The 22,102-nt window shown below is 45.2% G+C and carries 15 protein-coding genes; all 15 read left to right on the forward strand.

All coding sequences use genetic code 11. The features are described 5' to 3' along the window. The first annotated feature begins 7 nt into the window (after positions 1-7). The 15 genes from NIASO_RS01825 (at position 8) to NIASO_RS01895 (ending at position 22,098) form a co-directional block, all read left to right on the forward strand. Complete coding sequence (locus tag NIASO_RS01825; protein WP_008584002.1) at positions 8-2,842, forward strand: glycosyl hydrolase; 2,835 nt, start codon at positions 8-10, stop codon at positions 2,840-2,842. 137 nt (positions 2,843-2,979) lie between these two features. Beyond that, entirely contained in the window at positions 2,980-3,612 is a 633-nt protein-coding gene (locus tag NIASO_RS01830; RefSeq protein WP_025298624.1) for a TetR/AcrR family transcriptional regulator, read from the forward strand. Between the two features lie 34 nt (positions 3,613-3,646). Continuing rightward, entirely contained in the window at positions 3,647-4,945 is a 1,299-nt protein-coding gene (locus NIASO_RS01835) for a TolC family protein (RefSeq protein ID WP_245605212.1), read from the forward strand. A gap of 22 nt (positions 4,946-4,967) precedes the next feature. Next, positions 4,968-5,870 carry an HlyD family secretion protein gene (locus NIASO_RS01840; protein ID WP_008583996.1) on the forward strand — a complete coding sequence of 301 codons (903 nt, stop codon included), beginning with the start codon at positions 4,968-4,970 and terminating at the stop codon, positions 5,868-5,870. Between the two features lie 2 nt (positions 5,871-5,872). Then, on the forward strand, positions 5,873-6,853 hold the full coding sequence (locus tag NIASO_RS01845) for an ABC transporter ATP-binding protein (protein ID WP_008583995.1): 981 nt from the start codon (positions 5,873-5,875) through the stop codon (positions 6,851-6,853). 1 nt (position 6,854) lies between these two features. Continuing rightward, positions 6,855-7,601 carry an ABC transporter ATP-binding protein gene (locus NIASO_RS01850; protein WP_008583992.1) on the forward strand — a complete coding sequence of 249 codons (747 nt, stop codon included), beginning with the start codon at positions 6,855-6,857 and terminating at the stop codon, positions 7,599-7,601. Between the two features lie 2 nt (positions 7,602-7,603). Further along, positions 7,604-8,710 (forward strand): ABC transporter permease, encoded by a 1,107-nt coding sequence (locus tag NIASO_RS01855; protein WP_008583990.1) that lies wholly within the window; start codon positions 7,604-7,606, stop codon positions 8,708-8,710. After that, on the forward strand, positions 8,707-9,828 hold the full coding sequence (locus NIASO_RS01860; RefSeq protein ID WP_008583987.1) for an ABC transporter permease: 1,122 nt from the start codon (positions 8,707-8,709) through the stop codon (positions 9,826-9,828). The genes NIASO_RS01855 and NIASO_RS01860 overlap by 4 nt, the downstream gene beginning before the upstream one ends. A gap of 308 nt (positions 9,829-10,136) precedes the next feature. Beyond that, on the forward strand, positions 10,137-10,721 hold the full coding sequence (locus NIASO_RS01865; protein WP_008583985.1) for an RNA polymerase sigma factor: 585 nt from the start codon (positions 10,137-10,139) through the stop codon (positions 10,719-10,721). Positions 10,722-10,898: 177 nt separating this feature from the next. Further along, the gene (locus tag NIASO_RS01870; protein WP_008583983.1) at positions 10,899-11,942 is read left to right on the forward strand and encodes a FecR family protein; all 1,044 of its coding nucleotides are present in this window, start codon (positions 10,899-10,901) and stop codon (positions 11,940-11,942) included. A gap of 133 nt (positions 11,943-12,075) precedes the next feature. After that, the gene (locus NIASO_RS01875) at positions 12,076-15,393 is read left to right on the forward strand and encodes a SusC/RagA family TonB-linked outer membrane protein (protein WP_008583981.1); all 3,318 of its coding nucleotides are present in this window, start codon (positions 12,076-12,078) and stop codon (positions 15,391-15,393) included. A 78-nt stretch (positions 15,394-15,471) separates the two neighbouring features. After that, positions 15,472-16,917, forward strand: coding sequence for a RagB/SusD family nutrient uptake outer membrane protein (locus NIASO_RS01880; RefSeq protein WP_008583980.1), 1,446 nt, complete (start codon positions 15,472-15,474; stop codon positions 16,915-16,917). A 59-nt stretch (positions 16,918-16,976) separates the two neighbouring features. Beyond that, positions 16,977-18,599, forward strand: a complete 1,623-nt coding sequence (locus tag NIASO_RS01885) for an FAD-dependent oxidoreductase (protein ID WP_008583978.1) — start codon at positions 16,977-16,979, stop codon at positions 18,597-18,599. Positions 18,600-18,680: 81 nt separating this feature from the next. Further along, a complete protein-coding gene (locus NIASO_RS01890; RefSeq protein ID WP_008583977.1) occupies positions 18,681-20,351 on the forward strand; it encodes an FAD-dependent oxidoreductase in 1,671 nt (556 codons plus the stop codon). Between the two features lie 22 nt (positions 20,352-20,373). Then, positions 20,374-22,098, forward strand: a complete 1,725-nt coding sequence (locus tag NIASO_RS01895) for an FAD-dependent oxidoreductase (RefSeq protein ID WP_008583975.1) — start codon at positions 20,374-20,376, stop codon at positions 22,096-22,098. Positions 22,099-22,102: the final 4 nt, after the last annotated feature.

Below are 22,102 nucleotides of genomic sequence, written 5' to 3' on the forward strand. Positions count from 1 at the left end.
AAAAGTTATGAAAAGGAGAAATTTCGTTAAAATATCAGGCACTGGCATCATGGGTTTACCCTTGCTGAGCTCCCTGCCAAAACAAGCATTGGATTTCATTGATGCGGATACATTGTTTCGTGCCTTTCAGCATCCGGATACACAGGCAAAACCTTTTGTGCGTTGGTGGTGGAACGGATTGAGAATAACAAAAAAAGAAATAGCCCGTGAGCTCGGCCTGCTGAAGCAGATCGGGGTTGGGGGAGTGGAGATCAATTCTATACGCTTCCCTGAAACTGCGGATCCGCTAAACTACGAGCCGGTACAATGGCTGAGCAGGGAGTGGCTGGATATTGTTTCGTTTACGGCAGATCAGGCAAAGAAGCTGGGGCTTATCTGCGATATAATCGTTGGATCAGGATGGCCGTTTGGAGGAAAATTTGTAAAAAGGGAAGACCAGACGATGATCATGGCATTGGGAACAAGAGAACTGAAAGGCCCGCTTACCGTAACCTTGTCGAAGCAGGAGCTGGAGAAAAGCGTTGATCCGCCGATCGGATTTAAGTATGACGATCCGCAAAAAAAACTGATGTCCCTGCGGCTGGTTCCTTCGCAACTCAGGGAGCTAAAAGAAGTCGTTGATATGGATGGCGCCGCTCAAAAGGAGCAGATCACCATTAAAGTGCCTGAAGGAAATCATGTGCTATATTATTTGGTACAGATCACCGGATTTATGGCGGTAATACATGGAGCGCCGGGGGCGGATGGACCGGTGCTGAACCACTTTAACAAAAGCGCGGTAAGCAGCTATCTGAACCGGATGTCGGATGCTTTTGATGTATCTATGGGGAAAATTGGTACCCGTTTCCGGTCGGTTTTTGTGGATAGTCTTGAACTGGAAGGTGCCAATTGGGTGGATGATTTTTATTCAGAATTTGAAAAAAGGCGGCAGTATTCTCTAAAACCGTATCTCCCTTTTATTCTTTTTAAAACAGGGAAGATGGGCAAAATACTGGACGAAAGATATGGATCGGAAATCGATGCAAAATTTAAGGAAGACCTGGACCGTGTGCGGTATGATTTTGAGCTTACGAAAATGGAATTGTTTCACGAGCGTTTCCTGGAAACCTATCTGGAATGGTGCAAACGTAATAAAGTGCGATCCAGGATGCAGGCATACGGACAGGAAATGCATCCGCTGGACTCCGCCCTGCAATTGGATATACCAGAGTGTGAAACCTGGATCAGCCCCTCCATTGGACAGGATACTAAAGCATTCAATTTTACCTATGCCACTGCACCCTGTATGGTGAACCGTTTTGTTTCTTCTGCAGCCCGGCTGATGGGTAAAAAGCTGGTAAGTTGTGAAGAAATAACCAATACCTCTTTTGTTTTTAATGCCTCGCTCGAGCATATTAAAATAACCGGCGATCAAAGTAATCTGTCCGGCGTAACACATAGCATCCTTCATGGATTTAATTACAGTCCGCCTGAAGCCCCTTTTCCCGGTTGGATCCGGTACGGCACTTTTTTTAACGAAAGAAATCCCTGGTGGCCGTATTTAAATAAGTGGATTCATTACAAATCGAGGCTTTCCGCCGTTTTTCAGCGCGCAACGCTTATGTCGGACGTAACGGTGTATCACCCGCTGGCTGATCTATGGAGCCGGCGGGGGCTGCAGCGCGATCCCTGGCCCGACCTGGCTTATCCGGATTATATATATAATATTTGGGAGGCAGTTCACCAATGCGGCAACGGCTGCGATTATATAAGTGACCGGATTATTCAGCAGGCTGACTTGTCTGATGGAATGATCCGGTACAATAACAGAAGTTATTCTTTATTGTTGGTGGTTGAAACGGAAAGCATGCCGGAAGCCACAGCCAATGCGTTGAAGCAATACGCCCGCTCCGGAGGTCGCCTGGTTTTTATCGGAAAGGAGCCGGACAAAGCCCCCGGTTTTTATCAGTATGAGCAACGCAATGCAGCGGTAAGAAGCGCTGTCGGGGAGATAAAGAAGGGCGCAAAGGTAAGAGTGGTGCAACCGCCGGAAAAACAAGTTGGTTTGATCGAATGGTTTCGCAGCATACAAAAATTATACAACTTGCCGGTGTATGTACAATTTAGCAACCCCTCTTCTTTAGTCAGCCAGGTTTATTATCGGTATAATGACCTGGATCTGTTTTTCATCACCAACAGCAGTCTTACTTCCACAAAAGTTTTTTATTCAGAATTTAGTGTAGCCCCCGGTAAAACCGCCTGGCTCTGGGATCCCGAAACAGGGCAGCGGTTTATTTATAAGACGGAAGGCCCGTACAACCGGTTAAAAATAAGATTAGCCCCGGCCCAGTCTGTGCTGATCGTTTTTGACAAGCACAGGACGGGCGACACCTTTGCCGTGAAGGAACAAGCTGGAAAACTACGACAGGTGGTGGAAGGGCCCTGGAAACTTAGCCTGAACTTTATAGATGGCAGTAAAAAAACAATTCCGGATTTTCAGTTAAAAGATTTTAAAGACGATGGCAGTCTGAAAGATTTTGGAGGTGTCGCTTTGTATGAAACTGCTTTCACTTTAGATGGTATTGCCGGATATGAATACCTTAACCTGGGAAGCGTAATGGGCATTAGTGAAGTGTCACTGAATGGTCGTACGCTGGGTGTTCGCTGGTATGGAGACCATACCTATGAAGTAAAAGGCGCATTAAAGCAGGGACTGAATCAATTGTCAATAAAGCTCACTACCACATTGGGCAACTATATGCATTCGATCCCCAATAATAAAGATGCCAAAAAATGGGTACTCGACAGGAAACAACCGTTGCAGTCAATAGGCGTCATGGGCCCCGTTTGTATGGGTGGTTGACAGGGGACCGTAAGGAAAGCTGATTTTAGGGGCGCTTCTTTTCAAAAAGAATATGATATTTTAATCATTTGATTAAAATATTTGGTTAAATCAAAAAACAGGTGTTACTTTTGTTCTCAAAAGATACCTCCGGTAAAATGACGAAGAATAAAGAAATAAAAAAATTAGACACCACTACAGAGGAAAAAATAAAAGCGGCAGCCCGGGCAGTATTTCACAAAAAGGGTTATGCCGCTACCAGAACGAGGGATATCGCCAAAGAAGCGGACATTAACCTTGCCCTGCTCAATTATTATTTTCGTAGTAAAGAAAAACTGTTTGAGCTCATAATGTTTGAAACGCTTTTAGGCTTTATGCAGCATATGTCAACGGTGCTGAATAATGAAAAAACCACCCTCGAACAAAAAGTTGAGCTTATTGCTTCAAGTTACATCGATCTTCTTATCAAAGATCCGAATGTTCCGATCTTTATGCTGAGCGAAATCCGCAACAACGCAGAGGGGCTGTTGGAAAAATTGCCCATCAGGCAATTGATAATCAATTCCGCTTTTTTTCGGCAACATCAAAAAGCGGTGGTCAATGGAAGAATTACCGAACCGAATCCCCTGCATTTTTTTATGAATCTATTGGGCTTGGTTGTTTTTCCTTTTATTGGAAAACCGTTGTTGCAGGGAATTGGCGGCCTGAGTGAAGCACAGTTTGATAAACTGATGCAGGAGCGAAAAAAAGGCATCCCCGTCTGGATAAAAGCAATGATGAAAGCGAAATAATTTTTTGCCCCGTTATTAATCAAACGATTAAAATATGAAATTAAATGAAATGATTAAAGTGGTTTGCAAACGGAAATTAAAATGGTTGGTAGGTCTGTTGCTTGTATATACTTCATATGCTACAGCACAAACGAAGACCTCATTAAGCCTTGATCATTGCTTTGAAATGGCGAAGCAGAACTATCCCCTGATAAAGCAAAATGCACTAATCGATAAAACAAAAGAGTATTCCATCGCCAATGCGCAGAAAGGCTATTTGCCCCAATTCAATATAGGCGGGCAGGCAACCTATCAATCGGATGTTACGCAAGTGCCCATCTCCCTGCCCAATGTGAAGATGCCCGTGATCAGTAAGGATCAGTACCGGCTCTATGGCGAAGTGACACAGCCGCTTACGGATCTTTTCACGGTGAAAGACCAAAAGGAATATATTACTACCAATTCGGAAATAGAAACACAAAAAACAGCCGTAGCATTATACGAATTAAGAGCACGCATTAATAACCTCTATTTCGGAATACTGTTGATGGACGCTCAGATTAGACAGACGGAGTTAGTTGGAAAAGATATTCAAACCGGCATCGACAAAACCAGTGTGGCCATTTCTAACGGAGTAGCCTTAAAAAGTGCCGCAGATAACCTGAAGGCCGAACTGCTGAAAGCCAGCCAGCGGACCATTGAACTGAACGCCACCCGAAAAGGTTATGCTGATATGCTGGCTTTGTTCATCGGCGAGCCGGTTGATCAAAGCACCATCCTCGAAAAGCCGCTGCAGCAGATGCTTCCCGGTACTATTAACCGCCCTGAGCTTCGATTATTCGACCTGCAGCAAAGATCTTTTGATGTGCAAAGCAAGCTGCTTACAGCTAAAAACCGCCCACATGTCAGTGCGTTTTTTCAGGGAGGCCTGGGCCGGCCGGGTTTAAATATGCTGAACAACGATTTTCAGGGGTATTACATGGGCGGGCTTCGCCTGAACTGGAGCTTCACAGGTTTTTACACCTATAAAAATGAAAAGAAGATACTTACACTCAGCCAAAGCGCCATAGGGATACAGCGGGAAACTTTTTTGTTCAACACCAACCTTACCTTAAAAAGGGAGCATGCTGACATAGCCAAAATGCAGGAACTGATTGAAACAGACAAGAACATTATACTGCTTCGTGAAAGCGTAAAAAATACTACCCAAAATCAGCTTACCTATGGTACGGCAACCACCAACGATTATCTGATTGCTGTGAATGCCGAAGATCAGGCAAAACAAAACCTGGCCCTGCACGAAATACAACTTTTACTGACGGAGTACAACGCCCGGACAACTGCAGGAAATTAATAACGATTAAAAGAAAAAGAATATGTATAAAATAACAATAGCAGCATTGATCGCCGGCTTGGCAATAGGGCTTGCGGCCTGCAATAACAGCATGGTTTCATTTGATGCATCGGGCGCCTTTGAAGCGGTGGAAACCATTATTTCATCCGAAGCAGCGGGAACCATCACCCAGTTGAATATCGAAGAAGGGCAAACCTTAAAAGCAGGGCAGGTTATTGGCTATATAGACAGCGTGCAGCTATATTTAAAGAAAAAGCAACTGGAAGCACAGGCCGTTGCTGTTTTGGGAAAAAGACCCAATATTCCTGTTCAATTATCTGCCCTGCAGGAGCAGCTTAGTACAAATGAAAGGGAGAAAATACGAATAACCAATTTGGTAAAAGGCAATGCGGCAACCCCAAAGCAATTGGACGATATCAACGCACAGATTGAAGTGCTGAAAAAACAGATCGGGGCACAGCGATCCACTTTGTATATTTCAAGCGAGGGATTGGGTAAAGACGCGGTACCATTGCAGGTACAAATTGAGCAATTGAACGACCAGCTTGCAAAATGCAAAATCATAAATACGGTAAACGGAACCGTGCTTACTAAATATGCCGAAGCCAACGAAATGACTGCAACGGGGAAACCGCTTTACAAAATTGCCGATTTATCAAACATCATTTTGAGGGTGTACATTACCGGAGACCAATTGCCGCAGGTGCAACTGAACCAGCAGGTAAAAGTGCTTACGGACGACGGCAAAAATGGTTACAAAACAACTACTGGTACCATAACCTGGATAAGCGACGAGGCGGAATTTACACCCAAAACCATTCAGACCAGGAATGAACGGGCGGATAAGGTGTACGCCGTTAAGATAAAAGTTAAAAATGACGGATCATACAAGATTGGTATGTATGGCGAAATAAAATTCCGGTAGCGATGGCAGACGTTATTGTACATAACATCGTAAAGACCTACAACAAGGGTAAAGTAAAGGCGGTAAACGATGTTTCCTTTGAAGTAAATAAAGGGGAGTTGTTTGGCTTAATAGGGCCTGATGGCGCGGGAAAAACAAGCCTGTTCCGGGTGCTCACCACCTTGCTGTTACCGGATAGCGGTGCCGCTTCTGTAAGCGGTTGTGATGTGGTAAAAGACTATAAGCGCATCCGGGAAACGGTAGGTTATATGCCAGGTAAATTCTCCTTATATCAGGATCTGTCTGTAGAAGAGAATCTCAACTTCTTTGCAACAGTATTTAAAACAACTGTAAAAGAAAATTACGATCTGGTCCGGGATATTTATGTACAGTTGGAGCCTTTTAAAAATCGAAGGGCCGGGAAATTATCGGGAGGGATGAAACAGAAACTGGCCTTGTGCTGTGCTTTAATTCACCGCCCAACGGTTTTGTTTTTAGATGAACCTACCACGGGGGTAGATGTGGTTTCCAGGAAAGAATTTTGGGAAATGCTGAAAGGCCTGAGGCAACAGGGGATTACCATCCTGATGTCCACCCCTTATATGGATGAGGCTACACTTTGCGAACGCATAGCCCTGATGCAGAACGGTAACATTATGACGATTGACAGGCCTGATACGATCATAAAGCAATTTCCTGAAAAACTTTTTGCAATAAAAGCAAATGACATGGGCGGCTTGTTAAATGCTTTGCGGAGTAACAGCCAGGTAAAAAGCTGTTTTTCATTTGGTGCATTTCATCATATCACTTTTAAAGACAGCTACGGGTCGTTGAAAAACGAAATAATAACAGGGGGGCAAGGTCCCGGGCCGTTTGAAAATGCAGCCCGCTATCCGCAGGCGGCAGCATTGTTGCACGCATTGCAGGGGGCTGGTTTTAAAAATGTTGAAATCAAACTTATTACACCGGGTATTGAAGATTGTTTTATAGATCTGATGAATTAATATGACAAACGAAGTTGTAATAAAAACAGATAAGCTCACAAAGCGTTTTGGAGATTTCACCGCTGTGGACGAAGTAACGTTTGAAGTATACGCTGGTGAAATTTTTGGCTTTCTGGGAGCGAACGGTGCCGGAAAAACAACCGCAATGAAAATGCTTTGCGGCCTTTCGATGCCCACATCGGGTACGGCCACTATTGCAGGTTATGACATTTACATGCAGACCGAAGCAATAAAGAAGAATATCGGTTATATGAGCCAGAAATTCTCATTGTATGAAGATCTGACGGTAATGGAAAATATCAACTTTTTTGGCGGAATCTATGGCCTGTCAGATAAACAGCTTAAAATAAAGAGTCAGGAGTTGATTGAAATGCTGGGGTTAAAAAGCCAAGCAAAAAAAGTAGTGGCTTCATTGCCTTTGGGGTGGAAACAAAAATTAGCTTTTTCAGTAGCGGTGCTACACGAACCTAAAATTGTTTTTCTGGACGAGCCCACAGGGGGCGTTGACCCCGTTACGAGGCGACAATTCTGGGACCTCATTTATTCGGCTGCAGGCAGGGGTATTACCATTTTTGTAACAACGCACTATATGGACGAAGCCGAATACTGCAACCGTATTTCGATGATGGTCGACGGGGTAATAAAAGCATTGGATACGCCTGCAAACTTACAACAACACTATTCCGCAACCTCAATGGATGATGTGTTTTATGCATTGGCAAGAGGGGCAAAGCGAAAATCAGATTAAAGATGAAACAGTTTTTATCATTTGTAAGAAAAGAATTCTATCATGTTTTTCGTGATAGTAAAACCTTATTAATGCTATTTGGTCTGCCGGTTGTATTGATCGTGCTGTTCGGTTTTGCCGTTACCAACGAGGTCAGGAATGCCAAAATTGTTGTTTGCGATTATGCCAAAGACCCTGCAACACAGGACATTATCAATAAGCTATCCGCCAATGAAACGTTTCATCTCACCAGGGCCTTACTTAGCCATTCGCAGATTGAGGACGCATTTAAAAAGGAGAATAGTAAACTGGCTATCATTTTTCCCGCCAATTTCAGCAAGGACCTGTTGCACCTGAACCATGCACAGGTACAAATTATTGCCGATGCTTCGGACCCCAATACTGCTAACACGCTGGTCAATTACGCAACGGCAATTATTATGGAATATCAGCAGCAATTGATACAAGGCAATAATATTCCTTACACTATTTCACCCCAGGTAAGAATGTTGTACAACCCGGAGCTGAAGGGGGCCACTAATTTTGTACCAGGTATCATGGCGCTGGTGTTGATGCTGGTTTGTGTGCTGATGACTTCCGTTTCCATCGTCAGGGAAAAAGAAATGGGCACCATGGAAGTCTTGCTGGTTTCGCCTTTCAGCCCCGTTATGGTGATTATTGCCAAGGCAATTCCTTATTTGTTTCTTTCCATTATAAATCTTTCGATAATTCTTATTTTAAGCGTAACGCTTTTGGATATGCCGGTTAACGGTAGTATTTTATTGCTCTTTGCAGAAAGTATACTGCTGATTATTACCGCCCTTTCCCTGGGTTTGCTTATTTCAAATGTAGCTGCGTCTCAACAGTCGGCAATGCTCATTTCAATGATGGGTATGTTAGTGCCTACGATGTTGTTTACCGGCTTTATGTTCCCTATCGAAAATATGCCGCTTCCGTTACAGATAATCTGCAACATCATTCCGTCTAAATGGTATTATACCATTGTAAAATCGATAATGATAAAGGGATTGGGTTTTAGCGCTATTTGGAAAGAAACACTGGTGCTTTTCGGAATGACCTGCTTTTTATTGGCCGTGAGTTTCAAAAAATTTAAAACCCGATTGGTATGAGAGTACTGAAATTTTTATTGCAGAAAGAGTTTAAGCAGATCTTTCGAAACAAAGCACTACTGCCGCTGATCTTCATTGTTCCGGTCATCCAACTGCTCATACTCCCGTTGGCTGCCGACTACGAAATAAAGAACATTAACCTATCCATAGTGGATCACGATCATTCTACGTATGCCCGTCAGTTGATTTCAAAAATCACTGCTTCGGGATATTTTCATCTGGCGGACTATGGTAATTCATTCAGAAGTGCATTTAACCAGGTTGAAAAAGAAAAAGCTGATCTGATCCTGGAAATACCACAAGGTTTTGAGAAAAACCTGGTACGTGAAAAAAAGGAAAAACTGTTTATAGCCGTTAATGCCATCAATGGTGTAAAAGCCGGGTTGGGCGGTGCCTATCTCAACCAGATCATATCGGCATACAACAACGACATTCGCTTAAAATGGATGCCCCGGCAAAAATACAATGCAGCACTCCAAATTGAAGTAACGGCATCCAACTGGTTCAATCCTCATTTGAACTATCGGCTTTTTATGGTTCCGGGTATATTGGTGGTGTTGGTAACAATGGTTGGCGCGTATATGTGTGCATTGAATATTGTAAAGGAAAAAGAAACAGGAACGATAGAGCAGATCAATGTTACGCCTATCAAAAAGTACCAGTTTGTATTAGGTAAGCTGCTCCCGTTTTGGATTATCGGGATATTTATTTTTAGTATCGGCTTATTTGTTGTAGCGCGTTGGATTTACGGTATTGTTCCCGTGGGAAGTTTGCTTTTGTTGTACGGCTATCTGTTAATTTACTTAGTGGCGCTATTGGGGCTGGGCCTGCTCATTTCAACATTTGCCAATACACAACAGCAGGCCATGTCCATAACCTTCTTTTTTATTATGATTTTTATGCTGATGAGTGGTTTATTTACCGCTATTGACAGCATGCCCCGCTGGGCGTATCTTATAGCAAGGTGCAGCCCCGTAACCTATTTTATTGAAGTGGTGCGAATGATCGTATTGAAAGGAAGCGGTTTTTCCGATCTCAAAAATCATTTTTTGATTATGGCCGGGTTTGCAGTATTGCTGAATGGCTGGGCTATTATAAATTATAAAAAAACGAGTTGATTAAAAGTCATAGGCGGTGAGCCTGCTTATTTTTAATTTATCTCTTTTTAAAAGTATAAAATGTACTAAGCGCTCAATGGAGATGTTAAATATAGGTAGTTATTTTGATACCAGTATAGATAACAGGGGGCGTGGGTTACGAACCGGAAGCAAATAGAACGCGCTTATAAAGCAGGATTTAGTCCAGGTTTATAAGACCGCGGAAATAAAATTTCAATGTTGAGTAGCAAAAACAATGTAAATTCGGTTTTTGGACTTTTTGGAAGTTTAGAATCTTCATTTTTTTGACTGACAAAATACCTGCGAATTTGAAAACGATTGAGAAGCTGGTTGTCCTGATTGCAGAGAAGGATGACCAGACGGCCTTTAATGAATTGTTCAGACATTTTTTCCCGGGTCTTCTGCCTTTTGCATTTGCAATAGTTAAGGACCGGCAAAAGGCGGAGGAAGTGATACATGATGTGTTCCTGAAACTTTGGGAAAACAGGAAAATGCTGACAGCCATAGAAAATATTTCGAGTTATATTTTTATTGCGTCAAAAAATGCCTGCATCAATTTTATGCGGAAAAAAAAGCGGGTGTTTACAAATGTGCCGGAGGATGAACTTGTTTATACAGTTGTTACGCCGGAGACGCACCTTGTTTCAGCGGAAAATGTGTTGCTGATACAGGAGGCCATCCGCTCACTTCCGCCTAAATGCCTGCTGATATTCAGATTGATTAAAGAAGAGCAGTTGAAATACAGTGAAGTAGCCAAATTACTGGACATTTCAGTAAAAACAGTAGAAACACAAATGACGATCGCCAATAAAAGAGTGGCGGAAGCGCTTCTCAAATTTCTGCCGGAATACGATTCTCTCATCCCATTAAAAGCCAGAACGGGGTATAAATAATAACAGTTGAGCCGTTTTACCGGTAGGGGCTAATACACAAATGTTTTCGGCGCTTCGTCTGCGCAGGACGATGCCTGTTCATACATTGGGGCTATTTTTTTCAAATAATAAAAAAAACGGATTTGCTTTCAGGGTATCGGCAACCGGGAAGCGTCTTTATTACAGAACGGTATTCAAATGGAACAAACCAGATTGTTCGAGTTATTGTTAAAAAAGAAAGAAAGGATCATTAACCTGGATGAACAACTAGAGTTAAAAAGATTGGTAGGCACATATGCACCTACGGAAGATGTAGAAGCATACCTGGATGTTCTCTTTGACTATCGTTTGATAGCGGAAGGCTTCACCGACAGGGAGGCTGTTGAACAATCACTTGAAGCGCTCAACAGAAAGCTGGAGGGGGCCAATAAAGTAAAGAAACTAAACCGATGGCGCTTAACGGGGATTGCTGCTTCTGTAATTTTTCTTATAGGTATTGGATTATTAGGAATGCATTATTACAAGGGCAGCCCGGGGGCGATGCAGGTGGTAGCTACAACGGGCAAATCAAAAACGGCTCTTGTGTTGCCGGATGGAAGTAAAGTGTGGCTGAATGAACAAACAGAACTGCGGTTCAGCAACGAGCTGGGAAGGGAGCAGCGGGAAGTATACCTGGACGGAGAGGCTTTTTTTGATATAGTAAAAGATAAGCACCGCCCCTTTTTGGTACATACAAAGGATATGGATGTGCGGGTGCTGGGTACAGCGTTTAATGTAAGAGCGTATAAAACAGAACATAGCTCAGAAACAACGTTGATAAGAGGCCGGGTGGAAGTGTTGTTCAGGCAGAAAGACAGGGAAAAAGTGATACTGCATCCGAGTGAGAAACTGGTAATCAAAAATAACGATAAACAAAGCGGAGCCGTGGTTGCGAAAAATGAAAAAGAAGAAATGCCCGATATTGTAGTAAGCAAGGTACTTCCCAATGTGATTGATTCGGGGCTGTTGGAAACGCAATGGTTAAAAACGCTTATACATTTTGAGCATCAGCCGCTGAAAATAATTGTTCCCATGCTGGAAAAATGGTACGGGGTAAAAATACTCCTGGCATCCCCTTCGCTGGGGGCCATGCGGTTCAGCGGAAAAATAGACAAAGAGCCACTGGAGGAAGTGCTGGAGTCTTTTAAACTATCAGGAGGAATACAATACCGGGTAACCGGCGATTCGGTCACTATTAAATAATCACTAAAAAAAAGATGCGTATGTAGGTATAAAAAAAAGTGGAAATGCGGGAACATCTCCACTCAAATTAAACAATTGAAAAATTGCAAAAATGCAATTTGCTGGTATCAATTATTAATTCAAACTCAAATGTATGAAAAAAAATGATTGCCCTGCTAAAGGTGGGTTAGGGTTGTTATGTGCGAAATTTTTTCTGATAATGAATGGCTCCATTTTATTAATTCTGCTCAGTTCGTTGCAGGTATTTGCGCTGGAAGGACGCTCCCAGCAAAAAATAGATCTTGATCTGAAGGGGAAGACAATCGTTTCCGTAATAAAGTATATTGAAAACCGCTATCAATATCGTTTTTTTTATAACGATAATGAAGAATTAAACAGCCGGAAAGTAGATATTTATGCCCGGAAGGCTACGATTGATGATGTAATGGATAACCTGCTTCAGCATTCCACCCTTTCTTATAAGAAGATGAACAGTGGAATGGTGGTTATTGTAGGCCATCCGAGCGAGCTGGTTTCTTTAAGCGTAATGGGAATGGTGACGGATGAAACGGGCATGCCTTTGTCCGGGGTGAATATTGTGGAGAAAGGCACTACCAACGGAACAACAACAGGAGAGGACGGTTCCTTTTCAATTAAGGTAGCCAATGATGATGCCATCCTTATTGTTTCAATTGTGGGCTATACAAGCCGCGAAATTTCTGTTAAAGACAAAGATATAAAAAGCATTGCGCTGCAGAAGGAAGTGAACAAGCTGGAGGAGGTAGTGGTAGTGGGCTATGGCACACAGCGTAAAAAAGATCTTACCGGTTCTGTGGCGCAGGTTTCCAATAAAGACCTGCAGGCGGTTCCTGTTTATAATGTGGGAGAGGCGCTCCAGGGAAGGGCCAGCGGTGTGTCTGTAGCGCATAATTCCGGAGCGCCGGGCTCCAGGGTACAGGTAAGGGTGCGCGGAGGAAACTCTATGATCGGGAGCAATGATCCTTTGTATGTGGTAGACGGGTTTCCTATTGCCGGGGGAATTAATTTCCTGAACCCTGCGGATATTGAATCCATCGACATCTTAAAAGACGCTTCTGCAACGGCAATCTACGGAGCCCGGGGGGCAAACGGAGTGGTAATGGTAAGTACCAAACGCGGCAAAGGCGGCGCACGCAATGAGATCGGCGTTAACAGCTATTATGGGGTTCAGCAAACGGCAAAGCGGTTTGATATGCTGGACGCCACGCACTATGCGATTGTGGTAAATGAATTTCTGAAAAACGACGGCAAGGCACCTTACTTTAATTTAGGCGATATACAGGGACCGGGAACCAATTGGCAGGATGCCATTTTCAGGGATGCCCCGGTACAGAATCATACACTGAGTTTCTCTGGTTTGAATGACCGGACCAACTATTCCATGTCGGGCAACTATTATCAGCAGGACGGGATCATTATTAATTCAGGAGTGAAGAAGGGCTCCTTCCGGTTGAACCTTGATCATGAAATTAAGAGCTGGTTAAAAATAGCGGTGAACCTTAATTTATCCCGGCGCGAGCAGTTTACTGTACCGGTGGATAACGGCAGAAGAGGAAATAATATGTTTTCGGGAGCCCTGTCGGCCCCGCCAACCAGCCCTGTTTATGATGACAACGGACTTCCGGTTCGCATCGGCGAAGCCTATCCGTTTACGGACCCGGGTGATATGAGAAACCCGATGCTGTGGGCAAAACCCTACAAGAACCGGACGCTTGCCAATACTATATTGCTGAACAATGCCTTTACTTTTAAATTAACAAAAGAGCTTTCCTTTGTATCCAGGATCGGACTGGAATATGAAAATTCCATCAACGACCAGTTTTCGCCCATTATATATCCTAATGACCGTGGAGGCGCTTCTAACAGTAATACCTATTGGAACTCTGTTTTGAATGAAGAGGTGCTGACGTATGAAAAATTATTTTCCGGCGGGCATAAATTAACGGCCACCGGCGGGTTTACCTATCAAACCTATATGACCCGGAACGCAGGGATCTCGGTTTCCGGTTTTACCAATAATAACACGGAGAATTATAACCTGGGGTCAGCAGAAACGATCAACCCGCCTTCTTCCGATATCTCTCAATGGAGCCTGGTTTCGGGTTTGGGAAGAGTGAATTATTCCTTTTTAGACCGTTATTTTTTAACAGCGAGTATTCGCTCCGATGGATCTTCCCGGTTTGGGAAAGATAATAAATGGGGCGTGTTCCCTTCCGGTGCATTGGCGTGGAGAATCTCGGAAGAACGGTTCATAAAGGATCAGCTCCCCTTTATAAATAACTTGAAGTTAAGGGCCAGCTATGGTGTTACCGGTAACACCGCGCTTTCTCCCTACCAGTCGCTGGACCGGCTGTCCCCTGTAAAATATATTTATAGCGGCAATACAGAAAGTGTGGGGTATGCACCATCCGGTATCTCTAACAGCCAGTTGAAATGGGAAACCAGTAATGAGCTGGATCTGGGGCTGGACCTGGGAGTATTCAATAACCGACTGGGTGTTACCTTCGACTATTATAAGAAAAATACCAAAGACCTTTTAGCGTCGGTGCCGCTCCCTCCGTCTTCGGGTTTTGGCTTCATCCTTCAGAATTTGGGTGAGATCGAGAACCAGGGGCTTGAGTTCAGCGTAAATGCCGATGTGCTTACCGGTGGATTCAAGTGGAACGCAGCCGCGCAGGTATCAACAAACCGGAACAAAGTACTGAAGATCGCGGGAGGAAGTGATATTGTTACAGCAGGACAAACCTCAGGATTGCCCGGTTATAACTTAGCAAGGGTAGGACAGCCACTCGGCGTATTTTATGGCTATCTCGAAGATGGCCTGGATGATAAGGGAATGATCAAGTTTGTAGATGTAAATAAGGATAATGCCATTACCCCGCTGGATCGCGTGATCCTGGGAACGCCCTATCCAAAATTTGAGTACGGATTTAATTCCAATTTTTCCTATAAAGATGTTAGCCTCACCGTGTTTTTACAAGGGGTAAAGGGGAATGACATCTTCTTTGCTACTGCGTTTACAAACCTGAACTCATTTCAGCGTACCCAGAATCAATTTGCCGACCTGTTTGGTAATTACTGGACGGCTGATAATCCTAACCCGAACGCGAAATATCCTAAGCTGAGCTCGTTAACCCAAATGCGCCCGTCGAACCGGTTTATTGAGGATGGCAGTTATCTGCGGGTGAAATCGGTACAGTTATCCTATAGCCTGCCCGTTAAAAGGATGAAGTTGGGTTGGTTAAATTATGCCAGCATTTATGTAAAGGCAACCAACCTGTTTACGTTTACCAAATATCCGGGTCTTGATCCGGAGGTAAACACCAGGGGCAGCGACTCTCAATCAATAGAAGACCGCTTGTTCATAGGTACGGACGAAAGCGGGTATCCTAATGCCCGTGTTTTTGGAGCAGGGATCGAACTTCGGTTTTAACGAAGCATGGTATTGTTGTTAGGGTGCAGATGATCATTGCAAAATTCCATGTGGCTGAAATCAATAAAAAATACTCACATGAAAAAATTATTTATATATATTGGATTTATTGCTTTATTGGCTGGTTGTCAAAAGCAATTAACGGAAGTTCCCAAAAGTTTTATTTCAAAGGCAAACTATTATAAAAATGCCTCTGACGCGCAAACCGCCATTACAGGTGCTTACGCCGCCCTGGCAGATAATTATGGGATTAATTACTGGTTGTTTTTGGTGAATCATGCTGATTACGAAGAGGGGCGCGGTTCCCAGGCGCCCATATCGGTGTTCAGCCAGATCCTGGATGTTGCCAACATCGGTCGTGCCGGCGATGTGTGGTCTACTTTTTATCGTACCATCAACCGGGCCAATTCTATTCTGGAAAATGTTCCCGGTATTACTATGGACGACGCCGTAAAAAACAGGATCCTGGCGGAGGCGCATTTTTTAAGAGCGCAAGCCTATTTTAACCTGGTGCGGGGATTTGGCCCCGTTCCTTTAAAAATAAAGGAAAGCGTGGATGTGAGCCAGATCAATGCGCCGCGGTCATCTGAGAATGATGTATACGCGCTTATCATTGACGATGCAACGGCTGCCGTAAACGGACTGCCGGCCGCTGTAGGTGCAGAAACAGGCAAGGCGTCAAAATGGGCGGCAAAAATGCTGCTGGCCAATGTATACCTTACCAGGGAAAAATGGGCGGAGGCTGCAAAAGAAGCGGATGATATTATCAAGAGCGGCGTTTATACCCTGGTAGGGGTGCAAAAGCCTGATGATTTCTATAAGATCTTTGCGGCAGTAACCAGTTCGGAGGATGTGTTATCCATTCATCATTCAGACTCTCGGCAATCCACGCTGCCCAGTTACCTGCACCGCCCCAATACCCCGCCTTATAATTACAGCAGCGGGGGTGTTTATGCCTGGCTCCCGAACATGAAATCCTTTCTTGCTACCTGGGATGATAAGGATCTCCGGAAAAACTTTAACCTGTACCGGAAGTATCTTGGCCCAACAGGCGACTCTGTTGCGCTTCCTTCGGCAACGCCGGTGCTGTTCAAAAAATTTATTACCGGTACTTCCGGCCTGGCCACATTCAGTGATCCCATTTATCGTTATGCAGAAGCCTTCCTGATTTTTGCGGAAGCGGATTGTATGGCTAATGGCGGACCTACCCCGTTGGGATTGGAACGCCTGAACTGGATCCGCAGAAGAGGCTATGGATACACGCCATCGGCTCCATCGCCTATTGATTTTACCGCCGGCATGAACCAGGAACAGTTCCGGGATACGGTTTTAAAAGAGCGGGCACTGGAATTTATTGTTGAGGGAAAACGCTGGCACGATCTGAAGAGAACCGGAACGGTAAAGAAAGCAATGGGCTTAGTGGGGCGTACGGTTATTGATGCCCGGTTGTTGTGGCCAATTCCCCAGGAGGAAATTGAAAATAACGACGCTATTTCCCAGGCGGACCAGAACCCCGGATATTAATCCCGTGCAACCGGCTGCGTGCTTCTACGTGAATTATTCAATAATAAAATGCTTAAGCAATGAAGAATAAAACGATCGGACTTTTGATTTTAATGATGGGGTATTTTTTTACAGGGTATGCCCATAACGGCCAGGAGGGAGATCCCCCGCCGTATACGGTAGATATATGTGTATATGGGGGAACGGCGGCAGGTGTGATTGCGGCGTATACTGCCGCCCGCTGCGGCAATACTGTTCTGTTGATTGAACCCGGGAACTGGATTGGCGGATTAACGACCGGCGGACTTGGGCAAACCGATGCCGGTATAAAAGATGCGATCACCGGATTCTCCCGGCAATTTTACCAGAGGGTGGGTAAACAATACGGGCAAACGGGGGAGCAATGGACATTTGAGCCCAGCGTTGCCTCAGGTATAATGAGTGATTTTTTAAGAGAAGGAAATATTAAAGTATTGATGCAAACACAGGTGACGGCGCTTACAAAACAAGGCGCTTCCATAACAGAAGCCCGGTTTTTACAGCCGGGGAAGTCGAAGAGCCAGCAGGTGGTGGTGCGGTCGAAACAATTTATCGATTGTACGTATGAGGGCGATCTGATGGCTAAAGCCGGTGTTTCTTACTTCATTGGCCGGGAGGACAATTCGGTATACAAGGAAACGCTGAATGGGTTTCAGTTGCCGGAATATCATAAACAATCCGGCTATCACCAGTTTCCTGATGGGATCAGTCCTTACAAAACGCCCGGTGCACCTCAAAGCGGGCTGCTCTGGGGCATCTCCGGCAACAAGGGTGTTCCGGCAGGAACGGGTGATAAAAAAGTACAGGCCTATAATTTCCGGATCTGCCTTACAGACAGTGCGGCCAACCGTATTCCCATTACACGCCCCGCCGGTTATGATCCATCAAAATATGAATTGTTGATCCGTCTTATTGAAGCACAACCTGAAATGAGAGGCATCAATCAATATTTTATCTGGAGCAAAATGCCCAACCGCAAAACGGATATCAACAACCGCGGAGGCTTTTCTACAGATATGATCGGGATGAACCAGCACTGGGCAGAAGCAAGTTATGCAGAGCGGCAGGCCATGATCCGCCAAAGCATCGCTTATACCAAGGGATTGCTGTACTTTATATCTACCGATAAAAGAGTTCCGGATACCTTAAGAAATTTTATCCGCAATTGGGGATACCCAAAAGATGAATATAAAAATACGGACCATTTTACGCCGCAGCTTTATGTAAGAGAAGCCCGGCGGATGATTGGCGCTTACGTAATGACCGAGCATAATTGTACCGGTGCAACAACAGTGGATGATGGTATTGGCCTGGCTTCGTATGGAATGGATAGTCATAACTGCGACCGGATTGTGGTAAATGGAATGGTAAAGAATGAGGGTAATGTGGAAGTGCATGTGAAGCAGCCCTACGCCATTGCGTATCGTTCCATTACGCCAAAAGCAGCAGAATGCACCAACTTGCTGGTACCCGTTTGCTTATCTTCCAGCCATATAGCCTATGGTTCCATACGCATGGAACCTGTGTTTATGGTACTGGGGCAATCGGCTGCAATGGCCGCGTCTATGGCCATCCGGCAGAAAAAGCCGGTTCAGGAAATTGATGTGCCGGGCCTGAAAAAATGGCTGCAGGACGATCCCTTCCTGGAAAAAGGAAAAAAGTAAAATAGATTAAAACCCGTCCGTGGGTTTACCAACTGGTATCTGGAGTCCGGATATTAGTATTCCTCTTCAAAAACGATATTCATGCAAAGAAGAAAATTCATCCAATCATTGGCAATAGGTAGTGGTGCCGTTGTTTCCGGAAGCATTCCCGGTTTAAAAGTGTCAGGTAAATCCAGGGGAGAACGGACGGCCGATGTCATTATCTATGGTGGTACGGCGGCCGCGGTTACGGCTGCGGTAAAAGCAAAACAGCTAGGAAAAACGGTGCTGATCGTATGCCCCGAAATGCATTTGGGAGGTATGACTTCCGGAGGGCTGGGGTTTACGGATACCGGGAACAAATCGGTGATTGGCGGGTTGGCGCGGGAGTTCTACCACCGGGTATGGTTGCACTATGAAGATCCCCGGTCCTGGCGATGGCAAAAAAAAGAGGCATACGGAAATAAAGGCCAGGGCACGCCTGCAATAGACGGTGCCAACAGAACCATGTGGATCTTTGAACCTCATGCTGCCGAACAGATTTTTGAAGCGTTTATTAAGGAGCATCATATCACGGTGTACCGGGATGAATGGCTTGATCGTTCTGCCGGAGTACAGCGGAAAGATAACCAGATCGTTTCTATCAATACATTGAAGGGAAACCGGTATGCCGGTAAAATGTTTATCGATGCCACTTATGAGGGGGATCTGATGGCGGCGGCCGGTGTCAGCTTTACCGTGGGGAGGGAAGCCGCTGCTGCTTACGGTGAAAAATGGGCGGGGGTGCTTACCGGTGTGTTTCATCACGGCCATTATTTTAAGTCACTGGTTGATCCGTATAAAATTCCCGGTAAGCCTTCAAGCGGGCTGCTGGCGGGCATTTCCGGCGAACCGCCCGGGGCCTATAATGCAGGCGATAAAAAGGTGCAGGCCTATTGTTACCGGATGTGTTTTTCATCGCACCCCGAAAACAGGGTTGCATTTCCGAAACCTCCAGGATATGATCCGGCACAATATGAACTGCTGATAAGGGTTTTTAACAGTGGCTGGCGCGAGTTGTTTCATAAATTTGATCCAATCCCCAATTTTAAAACGGATACCAACAATCACGGACCTTTTAGTACGGATTATATCGGGATGAATTATCAATATCCGGAAGCCTCCTATGCGCTGCGTCAACAAATTATCAACAATCATAAAAGGTATCAGCAAGGACTGTTTTATTTTATTGCCACAGACCCGCGTATACCCCGTGAGGTGCAGCAGGAATTTAATAAATGGGGATTGGCCAGGGATGAGTTTAAAGACAATGGCAACTGGCCATCTCAGTTGTATATAAGAGAGGCCCGGAGGATGGTGAGTGATTTTGTGATGACGGAGCATGAAATCCTTGGGGAGCGGGGCATTCCGGATGCTGTTGGGATGGGTTCCTATACCCTGGATTCTCATAACGTTCAGCGCTATGTAACCAGCGAAGGTTTTGTTCAGAATGAGGGCGATTTTGGAGTGTCTGTTCCAAAGCCTTATCATATTTCTTATAAATCGATCGTCCCGAAAGAAAAGGAATGCCGGAATTTACTGGTGCCGGTTTGTTTATCCAGTTCGCATGTGGCCTATGGCTCCATACGTATGGAACCGGTGTTTATGATCCTGGGAGAATCGGCTGCCACAGCTGCAGTTATGGCTATAGATCATAAAGTAAGCGTACAAAAAATAGATTATGCGGAATTAAAAAACAATCTGCAGAAACAGGAGCAAAAAATAGATTCGTAAACGGGAACAGATTGCGTGAAATATGAAGAGAAAGCATTTTATAAGATCGTTAGGCGCAGGGGCCGGAGCATTGGTGAGTTTCGGAAGTGGGGCTTCAGGTACTGCTGCTTCAAAATCGTTAACGGCTCCTGTGGGCGGAGAAATAAGATCAGACCTGGTGATCATTGGCGGCGGAATGGGGGGCTGCGCCGCTGCGCTGGCGGCATTGAGGAACGGATGCTCGGTTACCATGACGGAGGAAACAGACTGGATTGGCGGGCAATTGACGCAACAGGGCGTGAGCTGCCCGGATGAAAACCCCTGGATTGAATTATTTGGCGCCACCCGGTCGTACCTGGATCTGCGGGTGCAGATCCGCTCATTTTATACCCGTTTTTATCCGTTAAGCGCACAGGCAAAAGCAGCTCTGTTTTTTAATCCGGGCAATGGCTCGGTTTCAAAATTGTGTCATGAGCCGCGTGTGGCGCTGATGGTGCTGAACAGTCTCTTATTACCCTATGTGCAGGCAGGAAAGCTTACGATCCTGTTACAAACTAAAGCAGTGGCGGCGGACCCTGGCGCCGATAAGGTGCATTTTGTAAAATGCAGGAACCGGCAAACGGGCAAAGAGTGCGTGCTGAAGGGAACCTACTTTGTGGATGCAACAGAGTTGGGCGATTTACTGCCATTGGCCGGTGTTGAATATGTTACCGGCGCTGAATCGAAAAAACAAACAAAAGAGCTACATGCGGCCGAGGTTGCCAATCCCAAAAATAACCAGGCGTTCACCAGCTGTTTTGTGCTGGAGTACCGGGAGGGGGAGGATCACCGTATCCGCAAACCGGATAACTACAACTTCTGGAGGGATTTTGTTCCGCCGTTAACCCCCGCCTGGTCGGGGCAGTTGTTATCGCTCTATTATTCCACCCCGTCCACGTTAAAACCCAAAAAGCTGGGTTTTGATCCAACCGGTAAAGCAACGGCTGGTGCATTAAATCTCTGGAACTACCGGCGCATTATTGATCATAACAATTTCAGTGAAGGACTTTATAAAGGCAACCTGAGCCTGATCAACTGGCCCCAGAATGATTATTTTTTGGGAAATATTATTGATGTGGATGCTGCGGTATTTAACCGGCATGTTGCAAAAGCAAAAGAGCTTAGTCTATCCCTGCTTTACTGGCTGCAAACAGCCGTAGAGCGGCCTGATGGCGGGCAGGGTTGGCCGGGACTGCTGCTGCGTCCCGATATGCTGGGCACGGCGGATGGATTGGCGCAATACCCTTATATACGCGAGTCGCGCAGGATCAAACCTGTATTCAGAATACTGGAAGAACATGTAGGAAAGGAGAACCGGAAGCTGGTTGCTTCGGGACCAGCAGCGGAGAAAGCGGCTCCTTTTTCCGATAGCGTGGGTATTGGCTATTATCATATTGATCTGCATCCCGGTACCGGCGGTAATAATTACATCGACTTTGATTCCCTGCCGTTCCAGATTCCTTTGGGGGCGCTGTTACCGCAGCGGGTCCGGAATTTGTTACCGGCCAATAAAAATATAGGCACCACGCATATTACCAATGGCTGTTACCGTGAGCATCCGGTGGAGTGGGGTATTGGTGAGGCCGCTGGCATGGCGGTTGCTTTTTCACTTCAAAAAAAGACAGAGCCACATGCCATTCGTGAAAATAAAAAATTGCTGGCGGAATTTCAGGAACTCCTTCAGGCGCAGGGTATGGCGCTGCAATGGCCTGCGGAGCTATATAAATAACAGC

This window comes from Niabella soli DSM 19437, assembly GCF_000243115.2.
Classification (GTDB): Bacteria; Bacteroidota; Bacteroidia; order Chitinophagales; family Chitinophagaceae; genus Niabella; species Niabella soli.